Below are 25,816 nucleotides of genomic sequence, written 5' to 3'. Positions count from 1 at the left end.
AACAAAAACAGTCAATTACGGGCGGATATCGAAACGATAACCCTGACCGCGCACGGTGGTAATAACATCAACCGGATGTTCGGCTTGCAGCTTTTTGCGCAGGCGTCCCATCAGCACGTCGACCGTGTGGCTTTCGCGGAGCTCGGCGTCAGGGTAAAGCTGAAGCATCAGGGAATCTTTGCTGACGACTTTACCGGCGTTGCGGATCAGGGTTTCAATAATGGTGTATTCGAAAGCGGTCAGTTTGATCGGCTGCTCGTTGACGGTCAGTTCGCGGCGCGAGAGGTCAATCTGGAACGGCTGAAGAGTGATGACCTGCGAGGCCAGACCGCTGTTACGACGCATCAGCGCCTGCATACGGGCCAGCACTTCTTCGAGGTGGAAAGGTTTGGTGACGTAATCGTCGGCACCAGCTTCCAGCACCGCGACTTTGTCCTGCCAGCTTTCACGGGCGGTCAGCACCAGAATCGGCAGATTGGTCTGATGACTGCGCCAGCGGCGGATCAGGCTCAGGCCGTCTTCGCCCGGCAGACCGAGATCGACAATCGCGATATCAGGCGCATGTTCGTGCAGGAAATAATCCGCCTCTTTGGCGTCTTCCGCCGCATCAACCTGATGACCCATTTCCCGCAGCTGTACCGAGAGGTGGTGGCGTAGCAGTGCGTTATCTTCAATGACTAAAATTCGCATGGTGATTCCTTGTTCTCAGTACGCGGAAAATGATGACTAATTTGATGCGCTTAAGTCTAAATGATCCTGAAACATTTTAATCAACCCAGACTCAACGCAGGGCGGAGAAACCTCAACAAAACATAAACGAATTATAAACGCCCTGAGCCGGCAGAAACACAAAATGTGAGACGGATCGCTGATTAAAATCAAAGGTACTATTAAGGTATTTTAAAGGTATCTTGAATACCTGATTTCATCCGTCGCTTTTGGTGCCACGGCGCCGCGCGGATCCCTTACTCAGCAAGGATATAATAATGAAACGTACCCATCTGAAGCTGTCCATTATGATGTTTATTGAGTGGTTTATCTGGGGCGCCTGGTTTGTGCCGCTCTGGCAATATCTCAATAAATTAGGTTTTAGTCCGTCGGAAATTGCCTGGTCTTACAGCAGCACGGCGATTGCGGCGATCCTTTCTCCGGTTCTGGTAGGCGTGATCGCAGACCGCTATTTTGCCGCCCAGAAAGTACTCGGCTGGCTGTTGCTGGCAGGCGGCGTGCTGATGGGGTTTATCGCGCTGCAAACCGAATTTTCGACGTTCTTCCCGCTGCTGGTGGTGTACGCGATTACCTATATGCCGACCGTCGCACTGACCAACAGCATTGCGTTCGCCAACATCAATGACACCGAAAAGGATTTTCCGCGTATACGTGTGCTCGGCACGCTGGGGTGGATTGCGTCCGGTCTGGTGATTGGTTTTTTGCTGCCGCCGCTGCTCGGCATGGGCAATATTTCTGATACCAGCCAGCCGCTGTGGATCACGGCGATTGCGTCATTTGCGCTGGGGGTTTACAGCTTCTGGCTGCCGGATACACCGGCAAAAGGTAAAGGGCCGGTGGACATCAAAGCCCTGTTTGGCCTGAATGCGCTGGGTTTGCTGAAAGACCGTTCGTTCGCCATTTTCGCTTTATGTTCATTTCTTTTTTGCATGCCGCTGGCGTTCTATTATCAGTTCGCCAACGGCTATCTGACGCAGGTTGGTTTGCCAAATGCCACCGGCTGGATGACGCTCGGGCAGGTGTCGGAAATCTTTGCGATGCTGGCGCTGCCGTTCCTGCTTAAACGCTTTGGTATCAAAAAAGTGCTGATGCTGGGCTTCATCACCGCTGCAATCCGTTACGTCTTCTTCATCTATGGCGGCACGGCTGACGTCTGGGCTTACAGCATGCTGTTCCTCGGCATTTTGCTGCACGGCGTGAGTTACGATTTCTATTTTGTCACCGGTTATATCTACGTCGATAAAAAAGCGCCGCCGCATATGCGTACCGCCGCGCAGGGTCTGATCACGCTGATTTGTCAGGGGCTGGGCAGCTTTATCGGCAACTGGCTCGGTGGCCGGGCGATGACCACCTTCGCGCTGAGTACGCCAAAAAATGGCATGACCTTCGACTGGTTTGCCGTCTGGGGTGTCGGCGCGATGATGGTGGCGGGCGTGATGCTGCTGTTCCTGCTGTTCTTCCGTGAACGCAGCAAAACGATTACGCCGGTCAACCTGCGCGCCTCTTCTTAAACGGCACATTTTTCATTTCTGGCGGGCAGGCAAGCCCGCCATAATTTTATTTCGGGAGAGTTATCGATGAAACAACCAGGACTTGAGAGCCGCATGCTCGGCGCGTTGTACGGACAAATGTTGGGCGATGCGCTGGGCATGCCGTCGGAGCTGTGGCCGCGTGAGCGCGTCAAAAAGCATTTCGGCTGGATCGACCGTTTTCTGGATGGCCCTGAGGAAAACAATGCGGCCTGTTATTTCACGGCGGCGCAGTTTACCGATGACACTTCGATGGCGCTGGCGCTGGCCGATGCGCTGCTGGAAGCGGAAGGCAAAGTTGTCCCGGAACTGATTGCGCGCAACGTGATCCGCTGGGTGGACAGCTTTGACGCGTTCAACAAAAACATTCTCGGGCCAAGCTCGAAACTGGCGCTGGCGGAGCAAAAGAAAGGTGTCGCGATTGATGCACTGGAAAACAACGGTGTGACCAATGGCGCGGCGATGCGCGTTTCGCCGCTCGGCTGCGTGCTGCCTTCAGCTCCGCTGAAACATTTCTGTGAGCAGGTCTGGCTGGCCTCAAGCCCGACGCACAAATCGGATATTGCCGTTGCCGGTGCGGTGGTGATTGCCTGGGCGGTGTCGCGCGCCATTGAAGGGGCTGGCTGGGCGGAAATCCGTCTGGCGCTGCCGGGTATCGCTAAATACGCGCAGACTCGGGAATCGACAACGTTCAGCGCGTCTCTGGCGGCACGTATCGAACTGGCGTTTGATACGGTGGCCAAAGCTGAAGGCACAGAACAGGCGTCGGAAGCGGTGTATCAGCGGGTTGGCGCGGGCGTCAGTACCATTGAGTCTGTGCCTGCGGCACTGGCGATGGTGGATTTGGCAGGAACCTGCCCGAACCAGTGCGCCATTTTATGCGCCAATCTTGGCGGCGACACTGACACCATCGGTGCGATGGCGACGGCGATTTGTGGTGCATTAAACGGCATTGAAGCGTTTAAGAAAGAGTGGCTGGATGAACTGAAACGGGTGAATCCGCACGACATGACCCGCTACAGCGATGCGTTTCAGCGTTTTCGCCGCAATGCCCAGGAGGCCGGATGAGCCAGGCGGACCGTGAACTTTTGCAGACCCTGACGCAGGGTAACTGGCATCAGCAATCGCCGGTTCTGGTGATAGGCGCGGCAGTAATGGATATGGTTGCCCGCGCGGATGCGTTGCCGGAGCGAGGTGGGGATATTGCCGCCGACGTCACCGGTTTTCATCTCGGCGGCTGCGCGCTGAATATCGCGCTGGGGCTGAAACAGCTGGGAATTCACAGTCAGAATCTTTTGCCCGTCGGCGAAGGGATGTGGAGCGACCGTCTGCGCAAGGAGATGGCTGCGCGTGAAATCGTTTCTGACTTGCAGGTGCATGGGGCGGATAACGGCTGGTGTCTGGCGCTGGTGGAACCCGACGGCGAGCGCACGTTTATCTCAGTCGACGGTATCGAAAATCAGTGGCAGCCTTCATGGCTGGCGCAGGCGACGCCGCAAAACGGCCTGGTGTATGTTTCCGGCTACCAGTTAGGTGCAAAACAGGGAACGGTGCTGACGGACTGGCTCGACACCTTACCGGAAGCCGTAAAGGTGCTGGTGGATTTCGGCCCGCGTCTGGATGTGATGCCCAAAGAGCGCGTCGAACGGCTGATCCGCCCCGGTGTGATTTTGACGCTGAATCAGCGTGAGGCTGCCATGCTCGGTTTTACCGGTGAGCCTGAAAGTTTCTGCCGTCAGTTGCACGAGAAAACCCGCGAACTGGTGGTTTTACGTTGCGGCGAGCAGGGCAGTTACTATTACGGTTCTGCGGAAGATTGTGGCTGGATCGCAGCACGCAAAATCACCGTGGCCGACAGCATCGGTGCGGGCGACAGCCATTGCGCCGGGTTACTGGCCGGGCTTTCACTGGGGCTGACGCACTGGCAAAGCATGATGCTGGCAAACTGCGTGGCGGCTTACGTGGTTTCACAACCGGGCGGAGATTGCGCGCCTACCCTGTCTCAGCTGATTTCCTCACTGGACGGTGTCAGTTAGCAAACGGTCAGTCTTCGCTGACGAACTCATACATGTCACTGCGGCAAAAACTTTCGCTGTACTCAATCGGGCGGTTTTGTCCGTCGAACAGCGTTTGTTTGATGATCAGCAGTGGCATCACCTCTTTCAGCTGCAACGCCTGCAGAGTTTCCGCGTCGCTCATCGCCGCGCTGACGCGGCTTTGCAGCGCGCCAAGCTCAATATTATTGCGACCAAAATAGTCATAGAGTGAAACACCGATATCCCCGACGTCGCGGATGGCGTCCATGATGACGTAGGAAACCGCCACCGACATCGGGCGTGTATCAATGTAGTGAATACGTTTGAGCATGTAGACCGGGGTGTTTTCGGTGATCGCCAGTTTGCTGGCAATCAGCGCCGAGGCGGGCACTTGATCGCGGCTGATCCAAAGCGTATCTGGCTTGCGCCCCTGAAGCATGACTTCGCGGGAAAACCCTTTCACACCGGCCAGAGAATAAGCCAGGCGGGCATCGGTCGATTTTTTGATAAAGGTGCCGTAACCCCGCGAGCGCCCTATATGTCCGTCTTCTTCCAGCCTGGCGAGCGCCTTTCGCACGGTGATACGCGAAATGCCCAGAATTTCAGTGAACTGACGTTCGCTCGGTAGAAAATCGCCATCCTGTAAGATGCCCGCTTCCATTGCCTGACGCACCGATTCGTTAAAGCACAGATACAGGGGCATTGTGCCCGCCTGAGCCAGATCGGTTTTCAGTTTTTCCAGCACCTGCTGGTTGGTGTCCATGCTCATGACGTCGGTCTTCCAATGCGGAGGGTATGGCCTCTATTTTAGAAGGATGGAGATTTTTTGCAGTGACATTTTATCGCCGGGTTCACATATCAATGCCTCCGGACAGGGATATGGAACGTTTAAGGTCGGGTTAAACGCGCCGGCGCGCTCGCGAAGGTATCAGTCAAACGTGCTTGCGTCACATTTAATTAAAAGCATAAGACATAAATGAAATATCAGAATATCTCGTGTGAATGGCAGGAATTATAAAGGTGGCAGAATTTCAATTTAATAAAAAAGGTGAATGCATGTCAGCGTTAACTGAAAGAATCACCAACAAAGAAAAACTGGGTTTTGGATTGGGTGATGCGGCAAGTCATATCGTTTTTGATTCCTCTGTTGCCATTCTGGCTTACTTCTATACCAATATTTATGGGCTTTCTCCGGCTGTCATGGGCACGTTATTTCTGGTCGTCCGAATACTTGATGCCATTACGGATCCCATCATGGGGGCGATCGCGGATCAAACGAAAAGTCGCTGGGGGCGTTTCCGCCCGTGGCTGTTGATTATTTGTGTGCCGTTTGCAGTGAGTTGCGTGCTGGTTTATTCCACGCCCGATTTCGGGCAAACCGCAAAAATTGTGTATGCGGTTATGGCTTATATCTTTATGACCATCATGTATACGGCAATAAACATCCCTTATTGCTCATTAGGGGCGGCGATTACCGCTGACCCGCAGGATAATCTTTCCCTTCAGTCATGGCGGTTTGCGATCGCACCGATAGGTGGCGCGATGGGTACGGCGTTAATCCTGCCGCTGGCAGACTTTATTGCACCGGGTGACCGTGCAACGGGTATGCAATGGGCGATGGGGATTTTCGGTGTCATCGGTTGCCTGATGTTTCTCACCTGCTTCCTGACGACACGTGAGCGAATTACGCCAGTGAAAGAAGAGAATATGAATATCCTGCGTGATGTACGTATTCTCATGAAAAATGATCAGTGGCGTATTCTTTCAGTCTATAACCTCGCGATGCTTTGCGGCGTGGTGGTGCGTGGAAGTCTGCTGGTCTATTTTGTGCAATATGTTTTGCATCAGGGGAGCGGCATAATTTCTCTATTTATGCTGGCAACCACAGTGGCCTCAGTATTTGGCAGTTTATTTGCCAAATCACTCGGGACATGGATGTGTAAAATCCGGGCTTCTGTGTGGGTTAACGTATTAAGCGCACTGGCAGGATTATTATTCTTTGTATTGCCGACCGAATATTGGATCCCGGCATTTGTGGTTCATGTAATCCTTAATTTATTGCAGGGTATTAATGCACCGTTGCAATGGTCGATGATTACGGATGCCAATAACTATGGCGAATGGAAAACACAACGCCGTATAACGGGAATGAACATCGCAGCTAATATTTTTGTGATAAAACTCGGCGTGGCAATTGGTGGCGCACTGACGGGGTGGGGGCTGGCATGGTTTGGTTATCAGGCCGGTATGGAACAACAATCGGCGGAAGCAATTCGCGGTGTGTTGATTTTATTTACGGTATTACCCGCTATTTTCTACCTGATTACGGCGTTTTCAATTCGTTATTACCGTTTAACAGAAGACAAGATGAACGACATTATTGGGGATTTACGTCAGAACAAGTTCCAGACTCAGAGTTAATCTGTACTAAGGCAAAAATTCATAGGCTCGCTAAAAATACACCGAAGCGCCCCGTTTTGAGGCGCTTCGGTGAAAGGGTAGTCTTACTTCAGCTCGTCAACCATGATGGTTGCGCGGCCAATGTAATTGCCCGGCGTCATAGCTTTCAGACGCACTTTCTCTTCTTCCGGTAATTCCAGAGAATCGATAAAGGTCTGCATTCCTGCCGCATCAACACGTTTACCCCGGGTCAGTTCTTTCAGCTTCTCGTAAGGTTTTTCGATGCCATAACGGCGCATCACGGTCTGGATTGGCTCAGCAAGCACTTCCCAGTTGTGATCCAGTTCGTTCGCCAGGTTCGCTTCGTTCACTTCCAGCTTGCTGACACCTTTCAGGGTGGCCTGATATGCAATCAGCGCATAACCCAGACCCACGCCGAGGTTACGCAGCACGGTGGAGTCGGTCAGGTCACGCTGCCAGCGGGAAACCGGCAGTTTGCTGGCCAGATGCTGCAACACCGCATTGGACAAGCCAAGGTTGCCTTCGGAGTTTTCGAAGTCAATCGGGTTCACTTTGTGCGGCATGGTAGAAGAACCGATTTCGCCAGCAATGGTGCGCTGTTTGAAGTGGTTCAGGGCGATGTAACCCCAGATATCGCGGTCGAAGTCGATCAGGATGGTATTGAAACGCGCCACGCAGTCAAACAGTTCGGCGATGTAGTCGTGCGGCTCGATCTGTGTGGTGTACGGGTTCCAGTTAATGCCCAGAGAAGTTACGAACTCTTCGCTGAATTTATGCCAGTTCACTTCCGGGTACGCCACGATGTGGGCATTGTAGTTGCCGACGGCACCGTTGATTTTGCCGAGGATTTCGACGTTTTGCAGTTGTCTGAACTGGCGATCCATACGATAGGCGACGTTAGCCAGCTCTTTACCGATAGTGGATGGCGTTGCCGGCTGACCGTGGGTGCGCGACAGCAGCGGAATGTCACGGTGTTTGTGCGCCAGATCTTTAATCCCATCAATGATCTGTTTCCAGTACGGCAACACCACGTCCTGACGCGCGGTTTGCAGCATCAGCGCATGGGAAAGGTTATTGATGTCTTCAGACGTACAGGCAAAGTGAATGAACTCGGACACCGCGTGCAGGGCAGGGATACCGGCCACTTTTTCTTTCAGGAAATACTCAACCGCTTTGACGTCATGGTTGGTGGTTTTTTCGATGTCTTTAATGCGCTGAGCGTCATTCACATCAAAATTGGCCACTAAATGGTCGAGGAAAGCGTTTGCGTCGGCATCAAAAGCAGGAACTTCCTTGATTTCTGCACAGGCTGCCAGTTTTTGCAGCCAACGTACTTCAACCTGCACACGGAATTTCAGCAGGCCAAATTCGCTGAAAATAGTACGCAGCGCGCTGACTTTATCACCGTAGCGTCCATCAACGGGGGAAACGGCGGTCAGTGAGGATAATTCCATCGGTAGCAACTCCTGGGGTCTTATTAACAATGAGCGAGAATACTTTTCGCCTGTTCAAACAAGCGATTACGGGAAAACATCAGTTGCAGGCGTCCACCGCCCACCTGGTGCCACAGCACGGCGGAACGGATACCAGCCAGTAAAATGGCGCGGACTTTCGCCTGAACCTGCGGATTTTGCAAAATTGTCGGTGAACCGGTGACCTGAATGCGCGGGCCTGCCGGGCTGACGACATCGACATAAATCGAGGCCAGCGAGCTAATCATCGTGTCGGATTCGAGCTCGAAATGCGCCAGCTGGCGGTCGAGCTGATCGATACGTTCACCGAGCTGATTCATGGCGGTTTTATTGGCATAGAGCTTACGCTCAAGCACCATCAGGCTTAATGCGTAACGCGTTAACTCAGCGCCCGGCCCCTGACGGTTGGCGTTCAGCACGCCCAACAGTGTTTCCAACCCCATCTTCAAATTCGCTTCATTATTACCGTACACTGCCAGTGTAGACGCCGGATTCATCTCCAGCAGGCTGCGCAGTGACACTGACATTTCTTCCTGAGCGCAATTGCCTTCATGGGCAAGTTGCTGAACCAGGCGCGCTGCCTGACAGATCCCCGCCAACGCCAGCGTAATGTCATAATAATTTTTAGCCACGTTTACTCCTGTAAGCGTTTTGAAACGATGAGACGCAGTGACAAAGAAGATAGCCCAAACTAATGGCGACAGATCATGCCATAAAACTGACCCTAAACACAGTTCGGAATCAGTGCAGAACGTCACAGGCGGGCAGAAAAAAAGCGGGACGCCCGAAAGCGTCCCGTTTTCATACACCTGTTGGCGCGGTATCAGGCCTGAAGCGGCAGACGTTGTTCAATAACGCCACCGCCGAGGCAGATTTCGCCGAGGTAAAACACGGCAGACTGGCCCGGTGTGACGGCGGCAACCGGCGCGTCAAAGCGCACTTCAATGCGGTCTTCGCCCAGCGGCGTGACGACGCACGGAATGTCTTCCTGGCGGTAGCGGGTTTTGACCGTACACGTCAGCGGCGCGGTCAGCGGTTTGCGATCAACCCAGTGAAGCTGTTGTGCAATCAGCCCGACGGACATCAGACGCGGGTGTTCATGGCCTTGAGCGACGTACAGAATGTTGTTTTCCACATCCTTTTCAACGGTGTACCACGGCTCTTCGCTGCCTTCTTTCTGGCCGCCGATGCCCAGGCCTTTGCGCTGGCCGAGCGTGTGGTACATCAGCCCCTGATGTTGCCCCATCACCTGACCATCAACGCTTTTAATCACACCAGGCTGTGCCGGCAAATAGCGGCCCAGGAAATCGCGGAATTTACGCTCACCAATAAAACAAATGCCGGTGGAGTCTTTTTTCTTCGCGGTGATGAGATCGAGCTCTTCGGCGATGCGGCGCACTTCCGGTTTTTCCAGCTCACCGACCGGGAACAGGCTTTGTGCAACCTGTTCATGACCCAGCGTGTAGAGGAAATAGCTTTGATCTTTATTGCCATCGACGCCGCGCAGCAGGTGGCTGATGCCGTCGATATCCTGGCGGCGCACGTAGTGACCGGTCGCGATGTAGTCCGCGCCAAGATCTTCTGCGGCAAATTCCAGGAAGGCTTTGAATTTAATCTCTTTGTTGCACAGGATATCCGGGTTTGGCGTGCGCCCGGCTTTGTATTCCTCGAGGAATAATTCGAACACGTTGTCCCAATATTCCGCGGCGAAATTCACGGTGTGCAGTTCGATACCCAGCTTGTCGCACACGGCCTGCGCGTCGGCAAGATCGGTGGCTGCTGTGCAATACTCTTCGTCGTCATCCTCTTCCCAATTTTTCATGAAGAGGCCCTCAACCTGGTAACCCTGCTGTTGCAGTAGGTACGCAGAGACTGAGGAATCGACACCGCCGGACATCCCGACGATCACTTTTTTCTGGCTGTTGTCAGACATAATTGTCCCGAAACACATGAATTAATTGTCCGGTACTGACGGTGTTTTTCTGATGCTTGTCCCACGAGGATGAAGGCCGCGCGCAACAAAAACACCACAGAAACCCGAACAGAGAGGTACTACATCAATACTGAAGCGCGATATTTTATCACGTCAGGCCGGTCGCTGCATCGCTGATTCCTAGCACGGCAACAACCGGACGAGAGGCTTTTTCAGCGCGGGGTTTAAGCGTGCTTACTCCGGCAGATTAAAATTGTGCAGGATTTCCAGAGGGTAACGCGGAGACGCCTGATAACAGCGGATACTTTCAGCCACGAGCGGCGAGCGTAACTGCGCTGAACCGATAATATCTTCAGCACTGACCCAGCGGCACTGATCGATATCGTCATCCTGTGGCGCTGTATTCAGAATTTCCGGCAAATCAATCACAAATGCGAAGCGCAGAAACGGCGTGCCGTCCGGCGCCTGCCACTGATGCAATCCGAGAAAAGACTGCGGATCGGCGTGAATACCCGTTTCTTCATACAGTTCGCGTTTTGCTGCGCTGACCAACGTTTCGTCAGCTTCGAGATGACCAGCCGGTTGGTTCCATGTCACTTTCCCATGAATGGTTTCTTCAACGACCAGAAACTTTCCCTGCGCCTGAACGACGCAGGCGACGGTGACGTGCGGTTTAAACATGCGGGATCTCCTTCCATTGGCCGGGTTGTAAGTCGTCGAGGGAAAATTCGCCCATGCTGTAGCGGATCAGGCGTAACGTCGGGAAACCGACATGTGCCGTCATGCGACGAACCTGACGATTCCTTCCCTCGTACAAAGTGATTTTCAGCCAGGTCGTCGGGATCGCTTTACGTTCGCGGATTGGCGGATTTCGCGGCCAGAGCCATTCCGGCTCACCGACAACTTCAGCACCGGCAGGCAGGGTGGGGCCATCTTTCAGCGTGATACCGCGGCGCAATGCTTCGACGGCGGCGGTATCCGGTTCTCCCTCGACCTGTACGTAGTAAATCTTGCCGGTGCGTTTACCTGGCTGTGTCAGAGAAGCTTGCAGTTTGCCATCGTTGGTCAGCACCAGTAAACCTTCGCTGTCCCGGTCAAGGCGCCCGGCGGCATAAACATCTGTTAATGAAATGTAATCTTTAAGTGTGGCCCGACCCGCCTCATCAGTGAATTGTGGCAGTACATCAAACGGTTTATTGAAAAGAATCACCTTTCTGGGCCCTTTTGGGGCAGATTGTTCTTTGGCAGGCCTTTTGCTGAAACGTTTAACGTTGTGATTTTTAAAAGATAGCGGGTTCATAGGCATTGAAGTTAGAGAGAATTAGCGCATTATACTTGAAAAATGTTTCGGATTGGCTAGCGAGAAATATTCGAGTAATATCGACCGGCATCTTACAAATTTTTAACAAAAATGCGCTCGAAGGAGAGGTTAATGGAAAGCAAAGTAGTTGTTCCGGCTGAAGGTAAAAAGATTACAGTAGACGCTCAGGGTAAACTGGTCATTCCTAATAATCCTGTTATCCCATTCATTGAAGGTGATGGCATCGGTGTTGACGTGACGCCTGCCATGATCAAAGTCGTTGATGCGGCTGTTCAGAAAGCCTACAAAGGCGAGCGTAAAATCTCCTGGATGGAAATCTACACCGGCGAGAAATCCGTAGAACTGTACGGCAAGGACGTATGGCTGCCAGAAGAAACTCTGGACCTGATCCGTGATTACCGTGTTGCTATCAAAGGCCCACTGACCACTCCGGTTGGCGGCGGCATTCGCTCCCTGAACGTGGCACTTCGCCAGCAACTCGACCTGTATATCTGTCTGCGTCCGGTTCGTTATTACACCGGTACACCAAGCCCGGTTAAACGTCCTGAAGATACCGACATGGTGATCTTCCGTGAAAACTCCGAAGATATCTATGCTGGTATCGAGTGGAAAGCCGGTTCTGCTGAAGCGGACAAAGTCATCAAATTCCTGCAAGACGAAATGGGCGTGAAGAAAATCCGTTTCCCACAGGAATGTGGTATCGGTATCAAACCTTGCTCCGAAGAAGGCACCAAACGTCTGGTTCGTGCGGCGATTGAATACACCATCACCAACGACCGCGATTCACTGACGCTGGTACATAAAGGCAACATCATGAAGTTCACCGAAGGTGCCTTCAAGGATTGGGGCTACCAGCTGGCGCGTGAAGAGTTCGGCGGTGAGCTGATCGACGGCGGCCCTTGGGTAAAAATCAAGAACCCTAACAATGGCAAAGACATCATCATTAAAGACGTTATTGCTGACGCATTCCTGCAGCAGATCCTGCTGCGTCCGGCTGAATACGACGTTATCGCCTGTATGAACCTGAACGGTGACTACATCTCCGACGCCCTGGCGGCGCAGGTTGGCGGTATCGGTATCGCACCGGGTGCAAACATCGGTTCTGATTGCGCACTGTTCGAAGCAACTCACGGTACTGCACCGAAATATGCCGGTCAGGACAAAGTGAACCCGGGCTCAATCATTCTGTCCGCAGAAATGATGCTGCGTCATATGGAATGGTTCGAAGCCGCAGACCTGATCGTGAAAGGCATGGAAGGCGCTATCGCCAACAAAACGGTGACTTACGATTTCGAACGTCTGATGGAAGGCGCTAAGCTGCGCAAATGCAGCGAGTTTGCCGACGACATGATCGCAAATATGTAATTTCAGTTTGCTGAAGCAGATGAACGGGAGCCTGATGCTCCCGTTTTTTTTGGCTGACGGGTATGAAAGAACAGTTTAGCTGGGCGGGCTTTGCGGCAGATTATCGTCCTTGTCCTGCAGCTTGCCTTCGTAGCCAACCAGAAAAAATGCCCTGGACGGATGCTGCGCGCTGGCAGAAAAGAATTCTGCCAACAGATCTTTATCCAGACTGTATTTTCGTGACAACACCCCGGCTTCAAATGCGGCATTATTATCATCGCCGGTGATTTGCGCCCGGTTGTGAGCGAACCCCAGTACAAACCCCCGCAAATACTCTTTGCAGTAGCTCGATACTTGCGATGCAGGCCATGCGCTCTCGGCAGTCAGGCCCGCTTTTAGCCCTTTCCCAAAATGGTTTTGCATTCCAAAATCCTCGTCGAACAAGCGCTATGTAATAAATCATATAGCGATTATTCAAGCAATGACCTACAGCAAGAGAATTGAGGTTTGATGAGAAGGGCGCTTCGGGCGAAAATGGGGCATTTATTGCGGAGAGGGTTTTACGTTAAAAATATGACGCCCTCTAATTTGCGATAAGTTTTGCTAGCACTATGATTTTTTTTGTCGAGGATTCAGCAAGATATGGGTTTATTGTTCCGGTCTTATTGTGCATCGCAGGCTGCGGTGTTAAATATGAGCGACTTTTTGCCACAGGACTGACCTTTTGTTGCGTTCACTCCTTTCCAGCTCAGTGTTCCGTATTGATCTTCGACGTCTGATTCTGATCTTAGCCGTAATGAGCGCCTTCGTGACGTTAGCGAACAGCTTTTATGCCAGCTACCGTGTTCAACGTCAGTTGCTGATAGACAATACGCTTGAAGAAAATCGCGTTTATGCGACGAAACTGGCGGCCAGCACCGAACAGTTTATCAAAAGCATGCAAAAGCAACTGGCCTACAGCGCAGTGATAGCGGCAAGCCATTTTGACGATCCTGCTATTCTTCAGTCCGAGACCGCTCGCCTCAGATACCAGACGGACAGCTTCAATTCTGTGGTGATCACCAATTCCCACGGGAAAGTGCTGGCGACATCGCCGGACAGCCTGCAACTGGTCGGCCATATTCTCTCGACACCGGGTGCTCTTGAAGCGCTGAAAGAGCGCCGTCCGCTGATCAGCAAACCTTACATCTCCGCGGCTCAAAATTTGGTCATTGTCATCTCAACACCCGTCATCACCAGTGACGGAAAGTACCTTGGGTATATTGGCGGAACCATTTATCTCAAGCAAAAAAGCATCCTGAATGAACTGTTAGGCGAGCATTTTTATCGCGACGGCTCATACATTACGGTGCTCGACGAAGACCGGCGTATTCTTTATCACCATGATGCCAGCCGCGTGGGCGAGGTGATGCCGCCGCACCCGATGACTGAAATTGTCAAAACCGCGTCTAACGGCAGCCTGTTGGTGGAAGGTGTAGCTGGAGAGCAGATGTTGGCAGGGTATGCGGTTGTGCCGTCTTCCGGCTGGGATATTGTGACCCTGCGCCCCACGGATGCCACGCTGAAACCCCTGGAAGGGCTGATGGTGAAGGTACTCAAACATCTTACGCCGTTGGCTGTGCTGACATTAATTTTTGTCTGGCTGTTCTCGCGGCTGATCGCCCGCCCGTTGTGGCTGCTGGCGCGTAATGCTAACGAAATGGATAACCCGGATGTTTCCCTCAATATCCGCGACATCCCCTCGTGGTACTTCGAATCCAACCAGCTGAAACGCGCGCTGCTGATTGGCATCAGTCTTCTGCAAAAAAAGATCGGTAAGCTCAAATTCGAAGCGCAAACTGACCCGATGACCGGGCTGTTTAACCGTCGTGGGCTGGCTATGACGCTGGAATCCGTGGCACAAGTCCGTCAGCAGTTTTCAGTGATTGCACTGGATATCGATCACTTCAAATCTATCAACGATTCTTATGGTCACGATGTCGGCGATGAAGTTATCAAATCCATGGCGGAACAGATCCGTCATAACGCGCGGGAAACAGACATTTTGTGTCGGGTCGGCGGAGAGGAGTTTCTCGTTCTGTTGCCGCGTACGGTGCTAGCTGAAGCGGAAATGATTGCGGAGCGTCTTCGTGAAAATGTTGAAAGTCTGGAACTGCCGGGCATCCGTCCTATCACAATTTCTCTGGGCGTGGCGCACTGGCACTATTTGCAGGGTGATCCTGATACGTCGTTGAAAAGAGCCGATGAGGCACTGTATAAAGCGAAACAGGATGGTCGTAACCGCGTGGTGGTCTCTGAGCCGTAATTCTCACGTGAAATCAGGGCATTAACTGCCCTGATTTTAACCGGTTATTTCTCTGCAGCGGCGGCCTGCTGTTTCTTTTCCTGCGCGGCAAGATGGTGCCCGATAGCGCAACCAGCTACCGCGCCGATGACCGCGTGGTGTTTCAAATGCCCCGCAACGCCTCCCACGACTGCGCCCTTGATACAACCTGCCGCCTGGGCAAATGAGCTCATCAGCAACATGCTGCAAATGATTGCGGCGAAGATTGTTTTTTTCACCTGATTTCCCCTGAATGAACAATTAGTGCTGTGGCAGAAAATGTCATAACAGGCGCTGGTTTGTCATTTTTCTATCTGTAAGCAGGTGCTGCTGATGTTACGTATTATGCTGCAAAACCCTGCTGGCGTGAGGACGTTTGGGATAATGACAGGTTACAACTGCTGAAGCGGTTAACGGCTCATTGAACAACGGTTTACTTTGCATCCCGCTGGCCGGGCTCTTGACTTTTTTTAAGTCTGCTAAACTTAAAATTAGTAACCGGCGAAGATCCCTTTCTTCGCTGTATCCGGTTATTTTCCACCCGTGAAGAAGGATGCCGCTATGACGCATCAAGAACAATTGCAGGCCCTGATGGTTCGCATTGACGCGCTGGAACAACGTGAAAGGCAACTGACATATGCTTCAAATGCTTATCAGGCAATTTTGACCACGTTATTGGGCATTCTGGATAAACCTACGCGCGATCGCGTGATCAGCATGGTAGACCAGGCTCACGATGTGGCTTATGCCAAAGCAAATCTGGAGCAGAAAGGGAATATTCTCGGCGCGGATGACATCACTCAGCGCATTTTCTTATTCGCGCAGGGGCGTGCAGCGCAGCCTAAGTGAAGGCAATTGAAGGATTTATTCGTGACTCGTTCCCTGAAAAGGCGACGAGAATTTTGTTTGTCCCCTTTTCAGGAACGGCGGTCGGTTTTTAACATATTGATGGCTGCGCCAAGTAAAATACGACGCTGAACGCCGGTGGCGCAGGCCAGTTGCTCGTCGAGATAACCAATCAGCGCATCGGCACTCAGAGGCTCCCCTCTGTGACGCATCTGAATCACGCCATCACCGATAATACGCGCCACTTCATCCCAAAGCGGTTGGATCTCACTTTCCGAGAATTTCATGATAGCTCCCGTTTGTGTGATTTACGTACAATCTACCATCTGAGTGGCGTGTGGCAAGTGTGCGGGCTGAGATTGGGTGGCAGGGCAAAAATGAGTTCCTTCCGGCACGCAGGCCGGAAGGGGGTTATCGCAATGCTTTAGTGCTTAATCACATACAAATCTTTGGTGTAGACGTAATTAAGCAGGCTGTCGTTGAAGCCGCCGACGTAAGGTTTCACCAGACGGGTGCTAACATAATGGTACAGCGGGATGACAGGCGACTGGTCGGTCAGAATCTGTTCTGCCTGCTGATACGCTTTGCCAACATCGGTTTTATCCGTCGCTTTTAATGCATCGTTCAGCGCCTTATCGTAAGTGGCATTGCTGAATTTAGGCGTATTTTCGCTGTTGCCGGTTCGCAGCGTATTCAGGAACGTGGACGGCTCGTTGTAGTCCGCAATCCAGGCGTAACGAACCACTTCGTAAGTCCCCTGATGCATGGTATCCAGCATGGTTTTCCATTCCTGATTCTGCAAAACGGCATCCACGCCGAGATTCTTTTTCCACATAGACGCCGCCGCGATGGCAATACGTTGATGTGCTTCTGACGTGTTGTACAGAAGATTGAATTTCAGAGGATGATCCGGACCAAAACCGGCTTCCTTCAGCAATTTCTTCGCTTCTTCGTTGCGCTGGTCCTGCGTCAGGCTGGCATCTTTCGGTTTGGCAAATGTAAATCCACCGGTATTATCTGGCGTCAGATGCCAGGCTGGCGTTTGTCCCTGACCCATCACTTTGTCGGCAATAATCGATTTATCAATCGCCAGATTCAGCGCCTTACGCACGCGCACATCGTTAAATGGCGGTTTCTGCGTGTTCATCGCGTAGTAATAAACGGCGAGATATGGGCTGACATGAACCTGCGAACCCAGCTCCTTTTTCAGCGAGGCGAACAATGGCGCCGGGATGGTATTGGTAATGTCTATTTCACCGGCTTTATAACGATTAACATCCGCCGTGCCGGACGCAATTGGCAGATAGGTAACTTTATTGATGACGGTATGCGCGTTATCCCAGTAGGTTGCATTACGGACTGCGGTTATGCGTTCGTTAACCGTCCAGGTATCCAGTTTAAATGGACCGCTGCTGGTGAGGTTGCCGGGCTGGGTCCATTTATCGCCGAATTTTTCTACATCGGTCTGACTGATTGGCGAAAGTGAAGGGTGCGCCAGCATGCCGAGGAAGTACGAAAGCGGCTGGTCGAGGGTGACTTCCAGCGTATTTTTATCCAGCGCTTTGATCCCTAACTGGTCGGCCGATTTTTTGCCCGCGATGATCTCATTGGCATTGAGGACGTGCATGCTGCCAAGATAACTTTCGTAAGGTGAAGCGGTTTTAGGGTCGATCAAACGACGCCAGCTGAAAACAACATCCTGTGCGGTAATCGGAGAACCGTCAGACCAGACAATACCGGGGCGTAAATGGAAAACCCAGGTTTTCTGATCTTTCGTTTCCCAGCTTGCGGCCAGCGAGGGTTGTGCATCGCCCTTGTTATCAATGGTAATTAGGCCCGCAAAAAGATCACTCAGAATGTTGAATTCAACATCGCTTTCCACTTTATGCGGATCGAGAGATGCCGGTTCACTCCCGTTATTGCGCACGATTTCTTGTTTTGCTGCCAGCTCAACTCCCGCGGGAACGGTCGCGGCGTAGCTGGTAAAAGGTGCCAGAAAGGCACTGGAAAGAAGGACTGCGAGGGGAAGTTTCTGAAAGCAGCCATAAGTTTTACGTATCGTCATTGCCATTTCCTGCCCTGTCAATATGGTTAAATATCAATGAGTAACAGGGTATTCATACCGCTCTTCTGACACTTTAGCAATCTATATGGAACATTTTATCGCCACGTTGTGAAAGCGGACACAAGGGGCTAATAACCGACACTCTCATGTGCCGGGATCCAGTAACCATCAATAAAATCTTCAATAGGGTAACAGCCGGCCTGGCGCAAACCTTGCTGGTGCATGGCGACAGTGCATTGTGCCTTCGTATCAAAGGCATCCACGACCAAATCTTCGCATCCACCGCCGAGATAACAGATGGTCAAAACAAGTGCGAACATCGTGCTCCTCCTTCGTTGTCACCTGATTAAGCATAGAAGGAATGTTCCGGTAACGACACAAAACGCGGTTCGTTTGCTGATTCTTTGTCCAGTTATAGCGAGGCGAAATACAAGAAAGGCGGGGATAGAGAATTTCATCCATGCGCGTGATATTCTCGCGACCATAATTTTTACGAATGGCTTTTGTGGAAGGAGTATCTGATGTCCGATTCTTTAAACAGAGAACAGGAAATTGAATCTGATCTGGTGGCATGCCAGCTGGTAATCAAACAAATTCTGGATGTAATCGAAATTATTGCGCCAGCGGAAGTTCGCGAGAAAATGTCTCACCAGCTGAAGAGTATTGATTTCAGTAAACATCCTGCCGGAGCGGATCCGGTCACTAAGCGGGCTATAGAAAAGGCTATTTCACTCATTGAACTGAAATTTACCCGACACGACAGCTGATGCTTTTGTTATGCCCGCCGCTGGGGTGGGCATAACACGCCAAACTTTTCTTTATTTATTATCCACCACATCGCCGACTTGTTTGAAGATCGGGCAATTAGCCACGCCAATGACGCCGCTGTCGGAATGGATATACTGCGAGCTGACAATCCCGCGTGCGGTCAGATACTGACATTTTAGCCCAAGACCCGCTGCATTTTCACTGCTGCCGACGGTCACACCGTAGCCGGAAAAAAGAAAAACGGCGTAAATAACGGCCAACACAATAATTGTTTTAATCACACTCATCCCAAAACTCCCCATGTTCATCCTGATGTTTCAGGATATTGATAAGTCTAGTAGAAGTTATTTCCGGGTAAATGTCATTCCAGCAAATTCTGAATCGCGGTGTTCGGTCTGAAAGCAAAAAAATTGGCCCCTGAAAAGAGGCCAATTGATGACTTAACTCTGCGTCTGACACAGAGCAGGCAGAAATTACCAGCGGTATTTCATACCCACGTTTGCTGCCCACGGCTGGTCAACATCGCTGCCGCCCAGGTAGTTAGCACCCGCGTAAACGGTGAAGCTTTTACTCATGTCGAACTGACCGCCTAAACCAACGCGAACTGCTGAGCCGTCGATGCCGTTATCGATACGGTCACCGTTGATATCCGCGTCATTGTTCGCATCTTCATAAACGTATGCCAGTGTTGCGTAAGGGCTGATGGCCTGATCGGCACCCAGATCAAAGGTGTAACCGATATTGGTACCCAGCTCGTAACGCATGCTGTCATAAGCCTGATCGCTGACGCGCATGTTGTTGCTCATGCTGTAGTCGTCATCACCGATGAATACGCCAGTGATGCTAGCGTAAGGCGTCAGATAAGCCTGAGGTGCGAATTTCCAGTCGTAACCGGCTTTCAGACCGAAGCCCCATGCGTCGGTGGCGTTATCACCAGACACTTGCTGACCATTGCTCATGGTGCTGTCAGTGGAGTTATTGAAGTGGCTGTAGCTCAGAGACGAATCAATGAATACGCCATTTTTGAAGTCCAGGCTTGAGTAAACGCGTGCTGACTGGCTGTCAGTATCTGCGCTTGCGTTGTCCATAGACAGGCTGGATTTCGCGAAGCTGGCTGCCATACCAACCAGCCATTGGCGATCGCCGCCACCTTCAGTGACTTTATCCAAACCAACCATGATGCCGTTAACGTCCTGATCGTAATCAACAACGCCATTGTCGCCGTTTTGCTGACCGCCAAAGTAGTTAACCCATACGCCTCCTTTGTCATCACCCTGGGTGTGACGTGAACTGTCCATACGGTTGCTCAGAGTATCCTGCTCTATGTGCCAGGTTGCAGCATTAGAAGAAGGCAGGCTCAGCGCCGCGTTAGCGGTAGAAGTGATGCCTTGTTTAGCCAGAACCACGGTATCGCCAACTTGTTCTGCCTGATACTTATAAGGACCCAGGTCAGCGGTATTTGCGTGAGTAAAGGTTGCATTGCCACCGTAAGTGCGGATCAGTTCTTTATTCTGATAGTCCGCAACACGGCCCTCGCCGGTCGCGTTATCAATACGGACCTGATAATTGCCGTTAGTTACGCCATTAACAGCCAGATGACCATCGGAATTCATACCGATAGTACCGCGGTCGTAAACGTAATCCGCAGCAGTTTTGTCGCGGGCGTTGTTCATGTCGGAGTTCAGAATATACTCACGGCTGCCAACGTTGAAGGTACCGTCATCAGTCAGCACCATGTTGTGAGTATCAACCTCACCAGCGCCTAAATTCAGCTGAGAACCGTTACCAACGGTAATGGTGTTCGCGTACAGTGAAGCAGTTTCTTCGGTCAGGGTCGCTTTACTGCCTGAGTTCAGGTTCAGCGCGTCAGTTGCAACGCCGCCGTGTGCTGCAATTTTCAGGCTAGACTGATTAGTCAGAGAAATGTTGTCTGCAACCAGAGTCGAATCAACAACATTCATCTGTGACTGGTTATTCAGGGTCAGGTTATCAATGTTGGATGCCTTTGTGGTATCCCACTCAGAACCATTGTTCAGAGCAACATTGAACAGACCGCTCTGATAGACGCTGTCGCCGATTAAAAGGTTAGTAGTATTGCTATAGAGTGAATCCGGCCAGATGCTGTTAGCCGAGCGGTCATACAAAGTATAATCTTTGTCGACATTAGAAGTCGCTGCACCAACCCATTTACTGCCGTTATCCAGGGTCAGATTCAGTTCGTCGGTGTCATCCCAACCATTAGTATCAAGATTGCCGTCGCCATTGTTGTCGTGGCCACCCTTATAATAATTATTGTCAAATGAGCTTGCGAAAGTGACATCGCCTTTAAGGGTGGAATTATTAAAGACGGCGTTAGTCTTCATTGAGTTATCTTGTGCGGTTGCTGCTACAGATAGCGCAACATCATCGCGAGGGTCTGTTGCGCCGTCGGTTCTGGAACCGTAATCGCTAGGTTTATCAGACTGACCATAAAAACTATTATTATTCAGTTCACTGTATGAACCTGAAGTCAGAACAGAATCATTAACGGTGATATTAGTATCGTAGGTATTACCATTATTAACAGTGGTATCAGCCCAACCATAACCCTGTGTCAGCGCAATGCCAGCAACATGGGAATTGTTCTGGATAACGATGTTGCTTTCTTGCTCAAGTGTTACGGCAACACCTAAAGCAGAAGTTGGGTATTGCTGATGCGTAATTTTATTGTCTGCGCCAACGACGTCATAACCGAAGTTTTCGTAAGTATCATTGATTGTAGAATTATCAATGGTCAGCTGCAGGGGTAACTGATCGTATTCATTGCGGGCTGTAGAGCCACAAGTAGAGTCCGTAGAACCAACGCAACGGGAAGTGATCATGCCATTCACGGTGGTATTGGTGATATTCAGAACATTGCTGGTATTGCTATCAAAGCCCAGGTAATGCGTAGAGATAACGCCGTTTACGACTGCATTATTGATAGAAGAGTAGATGTCTCCGCCAGTGTAACTGTTATTGGCACCATCATTATCCACATAGCCGTGATAACCAATATAACCAGACTGAATCGAGTCACTGTAGAAAGTATCGTATACGGTGCCGGAGATGTCTGCTGACATCGCCGCAGGTGCTGTTACTGCAACAGCGCAGGCCAGCGCTATTTTAGAAACGAAGAACTTTTTATTCCATGCATGCATTTATTAATCCCTCAACAAAAAATAGTCAGCATGAACCAACTGAAATAATTCCAGTTACTATGCTTTGATTTATATTACCGAAGAGACAGAAGTGCTGTTCGACGGCGGGATGATATTTTAATGCAGGGTGTTATTCAATAAAGAAGTTCAAACAAACCTGAAAGAAAAATGAATTATTCTTGTTGTTTAAAGTTCTGGGTTTAATTTATTTGGAGTGTTTTAAATAATGTTTTTCTTTATGTTTTCTGAATAATTTCGGTATATTAGAATTTATGATTCTGTGCAGCCCCTCGCCTGGCAGACTCTGTAAAGGGGTTTTATGCGTGATAATCCGCTAAGCCCCCTGTGGACAGGGTTTTTCAGGATATTGGCCATGTTTATTTGAGTGAAAATTGCTGAGGTGCATTGTTAGGGTGAGTATATAACCTGTTTTTTTTAATTTCTTACATTGTGCAATGTGTTGGTTAAAAAAATTTATTTATCGGAAACTGTTTTGATGAACAATAGGGGTGATAGGTATGCAGTAAATGTTTATTTATTTGATGCAGATCAACCGGAGTTATTCGGTATTAATTGATAAGGGTTATGCATTATCGTGTATGATTTCTGTATGTGATAATTGCGGGGTGCGCTGAGAGTAAAAGGCGATACTTCGTTATATCGTTGTTTAGGATTTACGTCGTACTATGGGTTTCTGTTCTGCTATGTTTGGACTATCCCTTTGAGCCCTGATAGACGCTTTTTAAAACAAAAGAGACCTGCCATCAAATTGAAAAAGCCTGTTTTCAGTGTCAGGAGGATCATGATGTTTGTCCTTTTCCTGCTCATCTGTATCGGTCTGTACTTGCTTGCCCTCAACAGCTATTGCGATCAGGGCGGCAACTTTGACCTTGGTGTTTGCTCTATCACCTCCTTTATTCCCTTCTGAGTAATGCTGCCAGACGAATCTGCGAGCTTTGGGATTCGCAAACCAGTAAGAAAACCCTGTTTTTTTGTGAATGGCTTCCCTGACCTGCCGGGGATGGTAAGATGCTTGCTCTGAACATTCAGTGGTAGGGTAGTCAATGTTTGATTTCGCAATGGGCCAAAACAGCCTGGCTTCATTGGTGCTGTGTGCACTCTCAGCGCTGTTATTCCTTCTGGTATGGTTTTTTGTCAGCCGCGCCAGCGTCAGAGCAAATGAGCAAATTGCTTTGTTGCACGAGATCGCTGAGCAGCAACGCCAGCAAACCGAGTTGCTCAAGGTTCTGGCTGCACAGGCAAAGGGCAATGCGCCCTCGGTTGAGGCAGACGATGATTCTGCTCTCAGCCTGCGCGGATTTATTCCTGAAAGATAGTTCCGTTTTGTTAACCCGCCAATTGGCGGGTTTTTCATTTATGCTTTTCATTCACAAAAGTGTCTTAATCTTCCGGTAGTCTCCACGCATGTGCCCTGCAGGATGGAAGAACAGATGATCAAATGGTCTGAAGAAAACGACAGTGAAGTAAACCACAACATTGCCTTATTGACCGGAGAGGAGCCTGAGAAGTGGTATCCCTATGGCGGCATTAAAGGCAAAGATTATTGCAACAACCCCTCCGATGCGTGGCCGATTATTTGCGCCAACAAAATCAGCATAAATTTTAAAGAGTTACAGAACGATCCTCTCTGGCTGGCAGAAATCAGCAGCCCGAACGGTCAATGGCAAGCGCAGAGCAAACGGCCTCTTCGTGCAGCAATGGTATGTTTCCTGCTTAGTAAGACTTGCGCATAATTAAAAGGGCAGAGATACTCAGATTGTGACAAGGTTTTGCAGAGAAGTGATTCGAATAAGCATCGCATAAAGCGATGCGTATCAAGTGATTAATGTTTCCTCATTTTGACAGTTGTGTCTAAGGCGGAGTCCATTATGAAGCGCATCATTAAAGGTGATAAAAATCTTTCCCATCTGGTGGTTGCTCATGCAGCTATCGACAGTCATGAAAAAGCCTACGGCAAACGCCGTCAGGGCTGGCCTTCTACCTACCTCATTAAATACAAAGATGCGCGTGTTGCGGTCGAAGTCGTGACCCGCAGACAATCCTATGTGGCAACTCTCATGATCGGCGCCAGAAATCTGACCAAACTTTGTGGTATGCCTGCCTGATAAGCAGAATGAAGAGTCTCAAACTTAAAACCGTGCCGGATTTTCCGACACGGTTTTTCTTTACACCGTCTTCGTTGACAGGCGAACCTGATGCAAGCTGCCGCGAGGGAAGGGGCGTTTTATCAGCCTGAGCATCAGGGAGATGAGATCCATCATCAGCAGCAATGTGCCCGTGATGGCCAGAATCATAAGCCCGGCAAATGCCAGGATGACTAGTTTTAGCGCCGGCGGCAGCGTGAACCGGCGAAAGCGAGAGCGCAGCCACAGACGTCCATATTGTGTCTGGATCTGCATAATGTGCGTCAGTCGCGCACTGAACGACTTGCGATTTTTCGTTGTGTTCATTGTCATAAAGCGTCTCCTTTCAGAACATCTCTAGTACAACACAGAGTTATTAAGATTTTCTTAATGGCCGCTAAACGTTCATTTGCCACATTATTTTGCACTTTCTGTCTGTGGTGTACCCTGCAAGTATGATAGTTATTCAATATTGCAGACCTGAACTGCACGCCGGAACCGTCATCTCACAGGAGCCTTATGCCTGGTAAAAATCCCTATTACGATCCTTCAAAAGCCCATCATACGCCTGAGGGTTTCACTAATGCCGAACCGCAAAACCGACAGGAAGGCGACCTGAAACGCTGGAGGAAAGAACGCAGAGAACAGGGTTTGCCGGTTCCTCCTAATAAAGGGTATGCACATTTTGTCAGCCAGTGGTGGCAGGCGGCTGATTTCAGCGGAACTGATGACCGGTTATGGTTTTTAGGCCACGCCTGCCTGTTGCTTAGGGTCTCGGGTCGTTACATTCTGACCGATCCGGCGCTTTCTGACCGCGCTTCGCCGCTGAGTTTTTACGGTCCGAAAAGGAAAACGCCAGTCGCGGCTTCCGTCGATAAGCTGCCAAAAATCGACGTCGTACTGTTTTCGCACAATCACTACGACCATCTGGATCGTATGACGGTTCTTCGTCTCCTGCGCCGCTTCCCCGATGTGCAGTTTATGGTGCCGCTGGGAATGAAGCTCTGGCTGACGCGACATGGTGCGAAATACGTCGAGGAACTCGACTGGTGGGAAGAGCGAACGTTCGGTGAGATCACGATTTCCGCGGTTCCGGCACGCCACTGGAGTATGCGTACTCTGTGGGATCGCAACCGTTCGCTGTGGTGTGGATGGGTAGTGCGTCATCCTTTGCTAAAGTTCTACTTTTCCGGGGACAGTGGTTACAGCGATCAGTTTGAAAAAATCGGGCAACGCCTTGGGCCATTTGATTTGGCGGCGATTCCGGTTGGCGCGTATGCACCAAGATGGTTCATGAGCGCGCAGCACATGGACCCGCAGCAGGCTGTCGAAGTGTTTAAGGAATTGCGTTGTCACAAAGCAGTGCCCATTCACTGGGGCGTTTTTGAATTAGCGGATGAATCCCTTGATGAACCTTTGCGAGAATTATCTCAGGCTATAAGTCAAAGTGACTTGCCTGAAATGGAATTCAAACCGTTAAAAATTGGGGCAAGCATGTCTAAAGGTTGAATTTCATTTTTCATCAGGCAAACAGGAGGCGAAAAGAAAATGGCTCATCATTAAATGAGAAGTATTATCAATTAAAGGAGTCGATTCCCCGAAACGCCTACAAAAAAGAGGGGTTATGAAGTTGTTAATTATAATCCCGGTGCTGATTAATTATCAGGCCAATGAAGTATGTCTGTGAGGAATTATGGCGTGTCAGG

The 25,816-nt window shown here is 50.6% G+C and carries 28 protein-coding genes; 13 read left to right on the top strand and 15 right to left on the bottom strand.

Features of this window, described 5'->3' with window-relative positions:
• Window positions 1-15: 15 nt before the first annotated feature.
• The gene (gene phoP, locus ACLBVC_RS00685) at window positions 16-690 is read right to left on the bottom strand and encodes a two-component system response regulator PhoP (protein WP_095921366.1); all 675 of its coding nucleotides are present in this window, start codon (window positions 688-690) and stop codon (window positions 16-18) included.
• 296 nt (window positions 691-986) lie between these two features.
• On the opposite strand from phoP, the gene ACLBVC_RS00680 reads away from it, so the two are divergent.
• The 3 genes from ACLBVC_RS00680 to ACLBVC_RS00670 all read left to right on the top strand — a co-directional run bounded on the left by ACLBVC_RS00680 (window position 987) and on the right by ACLBVC_RS00670 (window position 4,294).
• Window positions 987-2,240 (top strand): nucleoside permease, encoded by a 1,254-nt coding sequence (locus ACLBVC_RS00680; protein WP_410147513.1) that lies wholly within the window; start codon window positions 987-989, stop codon window positions 2,238-2,240.
• 66 nt (window positions 2,241-2,306) lie between these two features.
• On the top strand, window positions 2,307-3,326 hold the full coding sequence (locus ACLBVC_RS00675) for an ADP-ribosylglycohydrolase family protein (RefSeq protein WP_410147512.1): 1,020 nt from the start codon (window positions 2,307-2,309) through the stop codon (window positions 3,324-3,326).
• Window positions 3,323-4,294, top strand: a complete 972-nt coding sequence (locus tag ACLBVC_RS00670) for a PfkB family carbohydrate kinase (RefSeq protein WP_410147510.1) — start codon at window positions 3,323-3,325, stop codon at window positions 4,292-4,294. The genes ACLBVC_RS00675 and ACLBVC_RS00670 overlap by 4 nt, the downstream gene beginning before the upstream one ends.
• A gap of 7 nt (window positions 4,295-4,301) precedes the next feature.
• On the opposite strand, the gene ACLBVC_RS00665 is transcribed toward ACLBVC_RS00670, so the two are convergent.
• Entirely contained in the window at window positions 4,302-5,063 is a 762-nt protein-coding gene (locus ACLBVC_RS00665; RefSeq protein WP_410147509.1) for a GntR family transcriptional regulator, read from the bottom strand.
• Between the two features lie 287 nt (window positions 5,064-5,350).
• Between ACLBVC_RS00665 and ACLBVC_RS00660 the strand changes: the two genes are divergently transcribed.
• Window positions 5,351-6,715, top strand: a complete 1,365-nt coding sequence (locus ACLBVC_RS00660) for a glycoside-pentoside-hexuronide (GPH):cation symporter (protein WP_410147508.1) — start codon at window positions 5,351-5,353, stop codon at window positions 6,713-6,715.
• An 83-nt stretch (window positions 6,716-6,798) separates the two neighbouring features.
• Here the strand turns inward: ACLBVC_RS00660 and purB are convergent, their stop codons facing one another.
• The 5 genes from purB to rluE all read right to left on the bottom strand — a co-directional run bounded on the left by purB (window position 6,799) and on the right by rluE (window position 11,420).
• Window positions 6,799-8,169, bottom strand: coding sequence for an adenylosuccinate lyase (gene purB, locus ACLBVC_RS00655; RefSeq protein WP_410147507.1), 1,371 nt, complete (start codon window positions 8,167-8,169; stop codon window positions 6,799-6,801).
• 23 nt (window positions 8,170-8,192) lie between these two features.
• Complete coding sequence (gene hflD / locus ACLBVC_RS00650; protein ID WP_410147506.1) at window positions 8,193-8,819, bottom strand: high frequency lysogenization protein HflD; 627 nt, start codon at window positions 8,817-8,819, stop codon at window positions 8,193-8,195.
• Between the two features lie 191 nt (window positions 8,820-9,010).
• Window positions 9,011-10,120, bottom strand: coding sequence for a tRNA 2-thiouridine(34) synthase MnmA (gene mnmA, locus ACLBVC_RS00645; RefSeq protein ID WP_195822875.1), 1,110 nt, complete (start codon window positions 10,118-10,120; stop codon window positions 9,011-9,013).
• A 234-nt stretch (window positions 10,121-10,354) separates the two neighbouring features.
• Window positions 10,355-10,801: an NUDIX hydrolase gene (locus ACLBVC_RS00640; protein ID WP_410147504.1), complete on the bottom strand. Its 447-nt coding sequence runs from the start codon at window positions 10,799-10,801 to the stop codon at window positions 10,355-10,357.
• Window positions 10,794-11,420 (bottom strand): 23S rRNA pseudouridine(2457) synthase RluE, encoded by a 627-nt coding sequence (gene rluE, locus ACLBVC_RS00635; protein WP_410147502.1) that lies wholly within the window; start codon window positions 11,418-11,420, stop codon window positions 10,794-10,796. The genes ACLBVC_RS00640 and rluE overlap by 8 nt, the downstream gene beginning before the upstream one ends.
• A 132-nt stretch (window positions 11,421-11,552) precedes the next feature.
• On the opposite strand from rluE, the gene icd reads away from it, so the two are divergent.
• Window positions 11,553-12,806 carry an NADP-dependent isocitrate dehydrogenase gene (gene icd, locus ACLBVC_RS00630; protein WP_095921371.1) on the top strand — a complete coding sequence of 418 codons (1,254 nt, stop codon included), beginning with the start codon at window positions 11,553-11,555 and terminating at the stop codon, window positions 12,804-12,806.
• 75 nt (window positions 12,807-12,881) lie between these two features.
• On the opposite strand, the gene ACLBVC_RS00625 is transcribed toward icd, so the two are convergent.
• Window positions 12,882-13,208, bottom strand: a complete 327-nt coding sequence (locus tag ACLBVC_RS00625; protein ID WP_410147500.1) for a DUF2623 family protein — start codon at window positions 13,206-13,208, stop codon at window positions 12,882-12,884.
• A 373-nt stretch (window positions 13,209-13,581) separates the two neighbouring features.
• Between ACLBVC_RS00625 and ACLBVC_RS00620 the strand changes: the two genes are divergently transcribed.
• On the top strand, window positions 13,582-15,090 hold the full coding sequence (locus ACLBVC_RS00620; protein WP_458351911.1) for a sensor domain-containing diguanylate cyclase: 1,509 nt from the start codon (window positions 13,582-13,584) through the stop codon (window positions 15,088-15,090).
• A gap of 44 nt (window positions 15,091-15,134) precedes the next feature.
• Here the strand turns inward: ACLBVC_RS00620 and ACLBVC_RS00615 are convergent, their stop codons facing one another.
• Window positions 15,135-15,347: a hypothetical protein gene (locus tag ACLBVC_RS00615; RefSeq protein ID WP_410147496.1), complete on the bottom strand. Its 213-nt coding sequence runs from the start codon at window positions 15,345-15,347 to the stop codon at window positions 15,135-15,137.
• A gap of 322 nt (window positions 15,348-15,669) precedes the next feature.
• Here ACLBVC_RS00615 and ACLBVC_RS00610 point away from each other — a divergent pair, with 322 nt between their 5' ends.
• Window positions 15,670-15,957: a hypothetical protein gene (locus tag ACLBVC_RS00610; RefSeq protein WP_101077160.1), complete on the top strand. Its 288-nt coding sequence runs from the start codon at window positions 15,670-15,672 to the stop codon at window positions 15,955-15,957.
• A 68-nt stretch (window positions 15,958-16,025) separates the two neighbouring features.
• Here the strand turns inward: ACLBVC_RS00610 and ACLBVC_RS00605 are convergent, their stop codons facing one another.
• From ACLBVC_RS00605 to ACLBVC_RS00595, 3 genes are all read right to left on the bottom strand, one after another.
• Window positions 16,026-16,241, bottom strand: coding sequence for a hypothetical protein (locus ACLBVC_RS00605; RefSeq protein ID WP_195814347.1), 216 nt, complete (start codon window positions 16,239-16,241; stop codon window positions 16,026-16,028).
• A gap of 137 nt (window positions 16,242-16,378) precedes the next feature.
• Window positions 16,379-18,019 (bottom strand): ABC transporter substrate-binding protein, encoded by a 1,641-nt coding sequence (locus tag ACLBVC_RS00600; protein ID WP_410147494.1) that lies wholly within the window; start codon window positions 18,017-18,019, stop codon window positions 16,379-16,381.
• A gap of 128 nt (window positions 18,020-18,147) precedes the next feature.
• Window positions 18,148-18,339, bottom strand: a complete 192-nt coding sequence (locus ACLBVC_RS00595; RefSeq protein ID WP_410147492.1) for a YdfD/YebW family protein — start codon at window positions 18,337-18,339, stop codon at window positions 18,148-18,150.
• A 201-nt stretch (window positions 18,340-18,540) separates the two neighbouring features.
• Here ACLBVC_RS00595 and ACLBVC_RS00590 point away from each other — a divergent pair, with 201 nt between their 5' ends.
• Complete coding sequence (locus ACLBVC_RS00590; protein WP_104922661.1) at window positions 18,541-18,786, top strand: DUF2766 family protein; 246 nt, start codon at window positions 18,541-18,543, stop codon at window positions 18,784-18,786.
• A gap of 51 nt (window positions 18,787-18,837) precedes the next feature.
• Here the strand turns inward: ACLBVC_RS00590 and ACLBVC_RS00585 are convergent, their stop codons facing one another.
• Entirely contained in the window at window positions 18,838-19,074 is a 237-nt protein-coding gene (locus ACLBVC_RS00585) for a YobH family protein (protein WP_410147491.1), read from the bottom strand.
• A gap of 186 nt (window positions 19,075-19,260) precedes the next feature.
• Window positions 19,261-21,966 (bottom strand): autotransporter outer membrane beta-barrel domain-containing protein, encoded by a 2,706-nt coding sequence (locus ACLBVC_RS00580; protein WP_410147490.1) that lies wholly within the window; start codon window positions 21,964-21,966, stop codon window positions 19,261-19,263.
• Between the two features lie 802 nt (window positions 21,967-22,768).
• Between ACLBVC_RS00580 and mgrB the strand changes: the two genes are divergently transcribed.
• From mgrB to ACLBVC_RS00560, 4 genes are all read left to right on the top strand, one after another.
• On the top strand, window positions 22,769-22,894 hold the full coding sequence (gene mgrB / locus ACLBVC_RS00575; RefSeq protein ID WP_410147489.1) for a PhoP/PhoQ regulator MgrB: 126 nt from the start codon (window positions 22,769-22,771) through the stop codon (window positions 22,892-22,894).
• Window positions 22,895-23,030: 136 nt separating this feature from the next.
• A complete protein-coding gene (locus tag ACLBVC_RS00570) occupies window positions 23,031-23,303 on the top strand; it encodes a YebO family protein (protein ID WP_410147488.1) in 273 nt (90 codons plus the stop codon).
• 114 nt (window positions 23,304-23,417) lie between these two features.
• The gene (locus ACLBVC_RS00565) at window positions 23,418-23,720 is read left to right on the top strand and encodes a phage protein NinX family protein (RefSeq protein WP_410147487.1); all 303 of its coding nucleotides are present in this window, start codon (window positions 23,418-23,420) and stop codon (window positions 23,718-23,720) included.
• A gap of 135 nt (window positions 23,721-23,855) precedes the next feature.
• Window positions 23,856-24,092, top strand: coding sequence for a DUF4060 family protein (locus ACLBVC_RS00560; RefSeq protein ID WP_104922655.1), 237 nt, complete (start codon window positions 23,856-23,858; stop codon window positions 24,090-24,092).
• 60 nt (window positions 24,093-24,152) lie between these two features.
• Here the strand turns inward: ACLBVC_RS00560 and ACLBVC_RS00555 are convergent, their stop codons facing one another.
• Entirely contained in the window at window positions 24,153-24,443 is a 291-nt protein-coding gene (locus ACLBVC_RS00555; protein WP_410147485.1) for a hypothetical protein, read from the bottom strand.
• Between the two features lie 186 nt (window positions 24,444-24,629).
• Between ACLBVC_RS00555 and ACLBVC_RS00550 the strand changes: the two genes are divergently transcribed.
• Window positions 24,630-25,619, top strand: coding sequence for an MBL fold metallo-hydrolase (locus ACLBVC_RS00550; protein ID WP_410147484.1), 990 nt, complete (start codon window positions 24,630-24,632; stop codon window positions 25,617-25,619).
• Window positions 25,620-25,816: the final 197 nt, after the last annotated feature.

Origin of the sequence: Rahnella selenatireducens (assembly GCF_046449555.1) — a bacterium.
Taxonomy (GTDB): domain Bacteria; phylum Pseudomonadota; class Gammaproteobacteria; order Enterobacterales; family Enterobacteriaceae; genus Rahnella; species Rahnella selenatireducens.
Note: the sequence above shows the minus strand (reverse complement) of the source record. Positions and strands in the feature narration are given on the sequence as shown.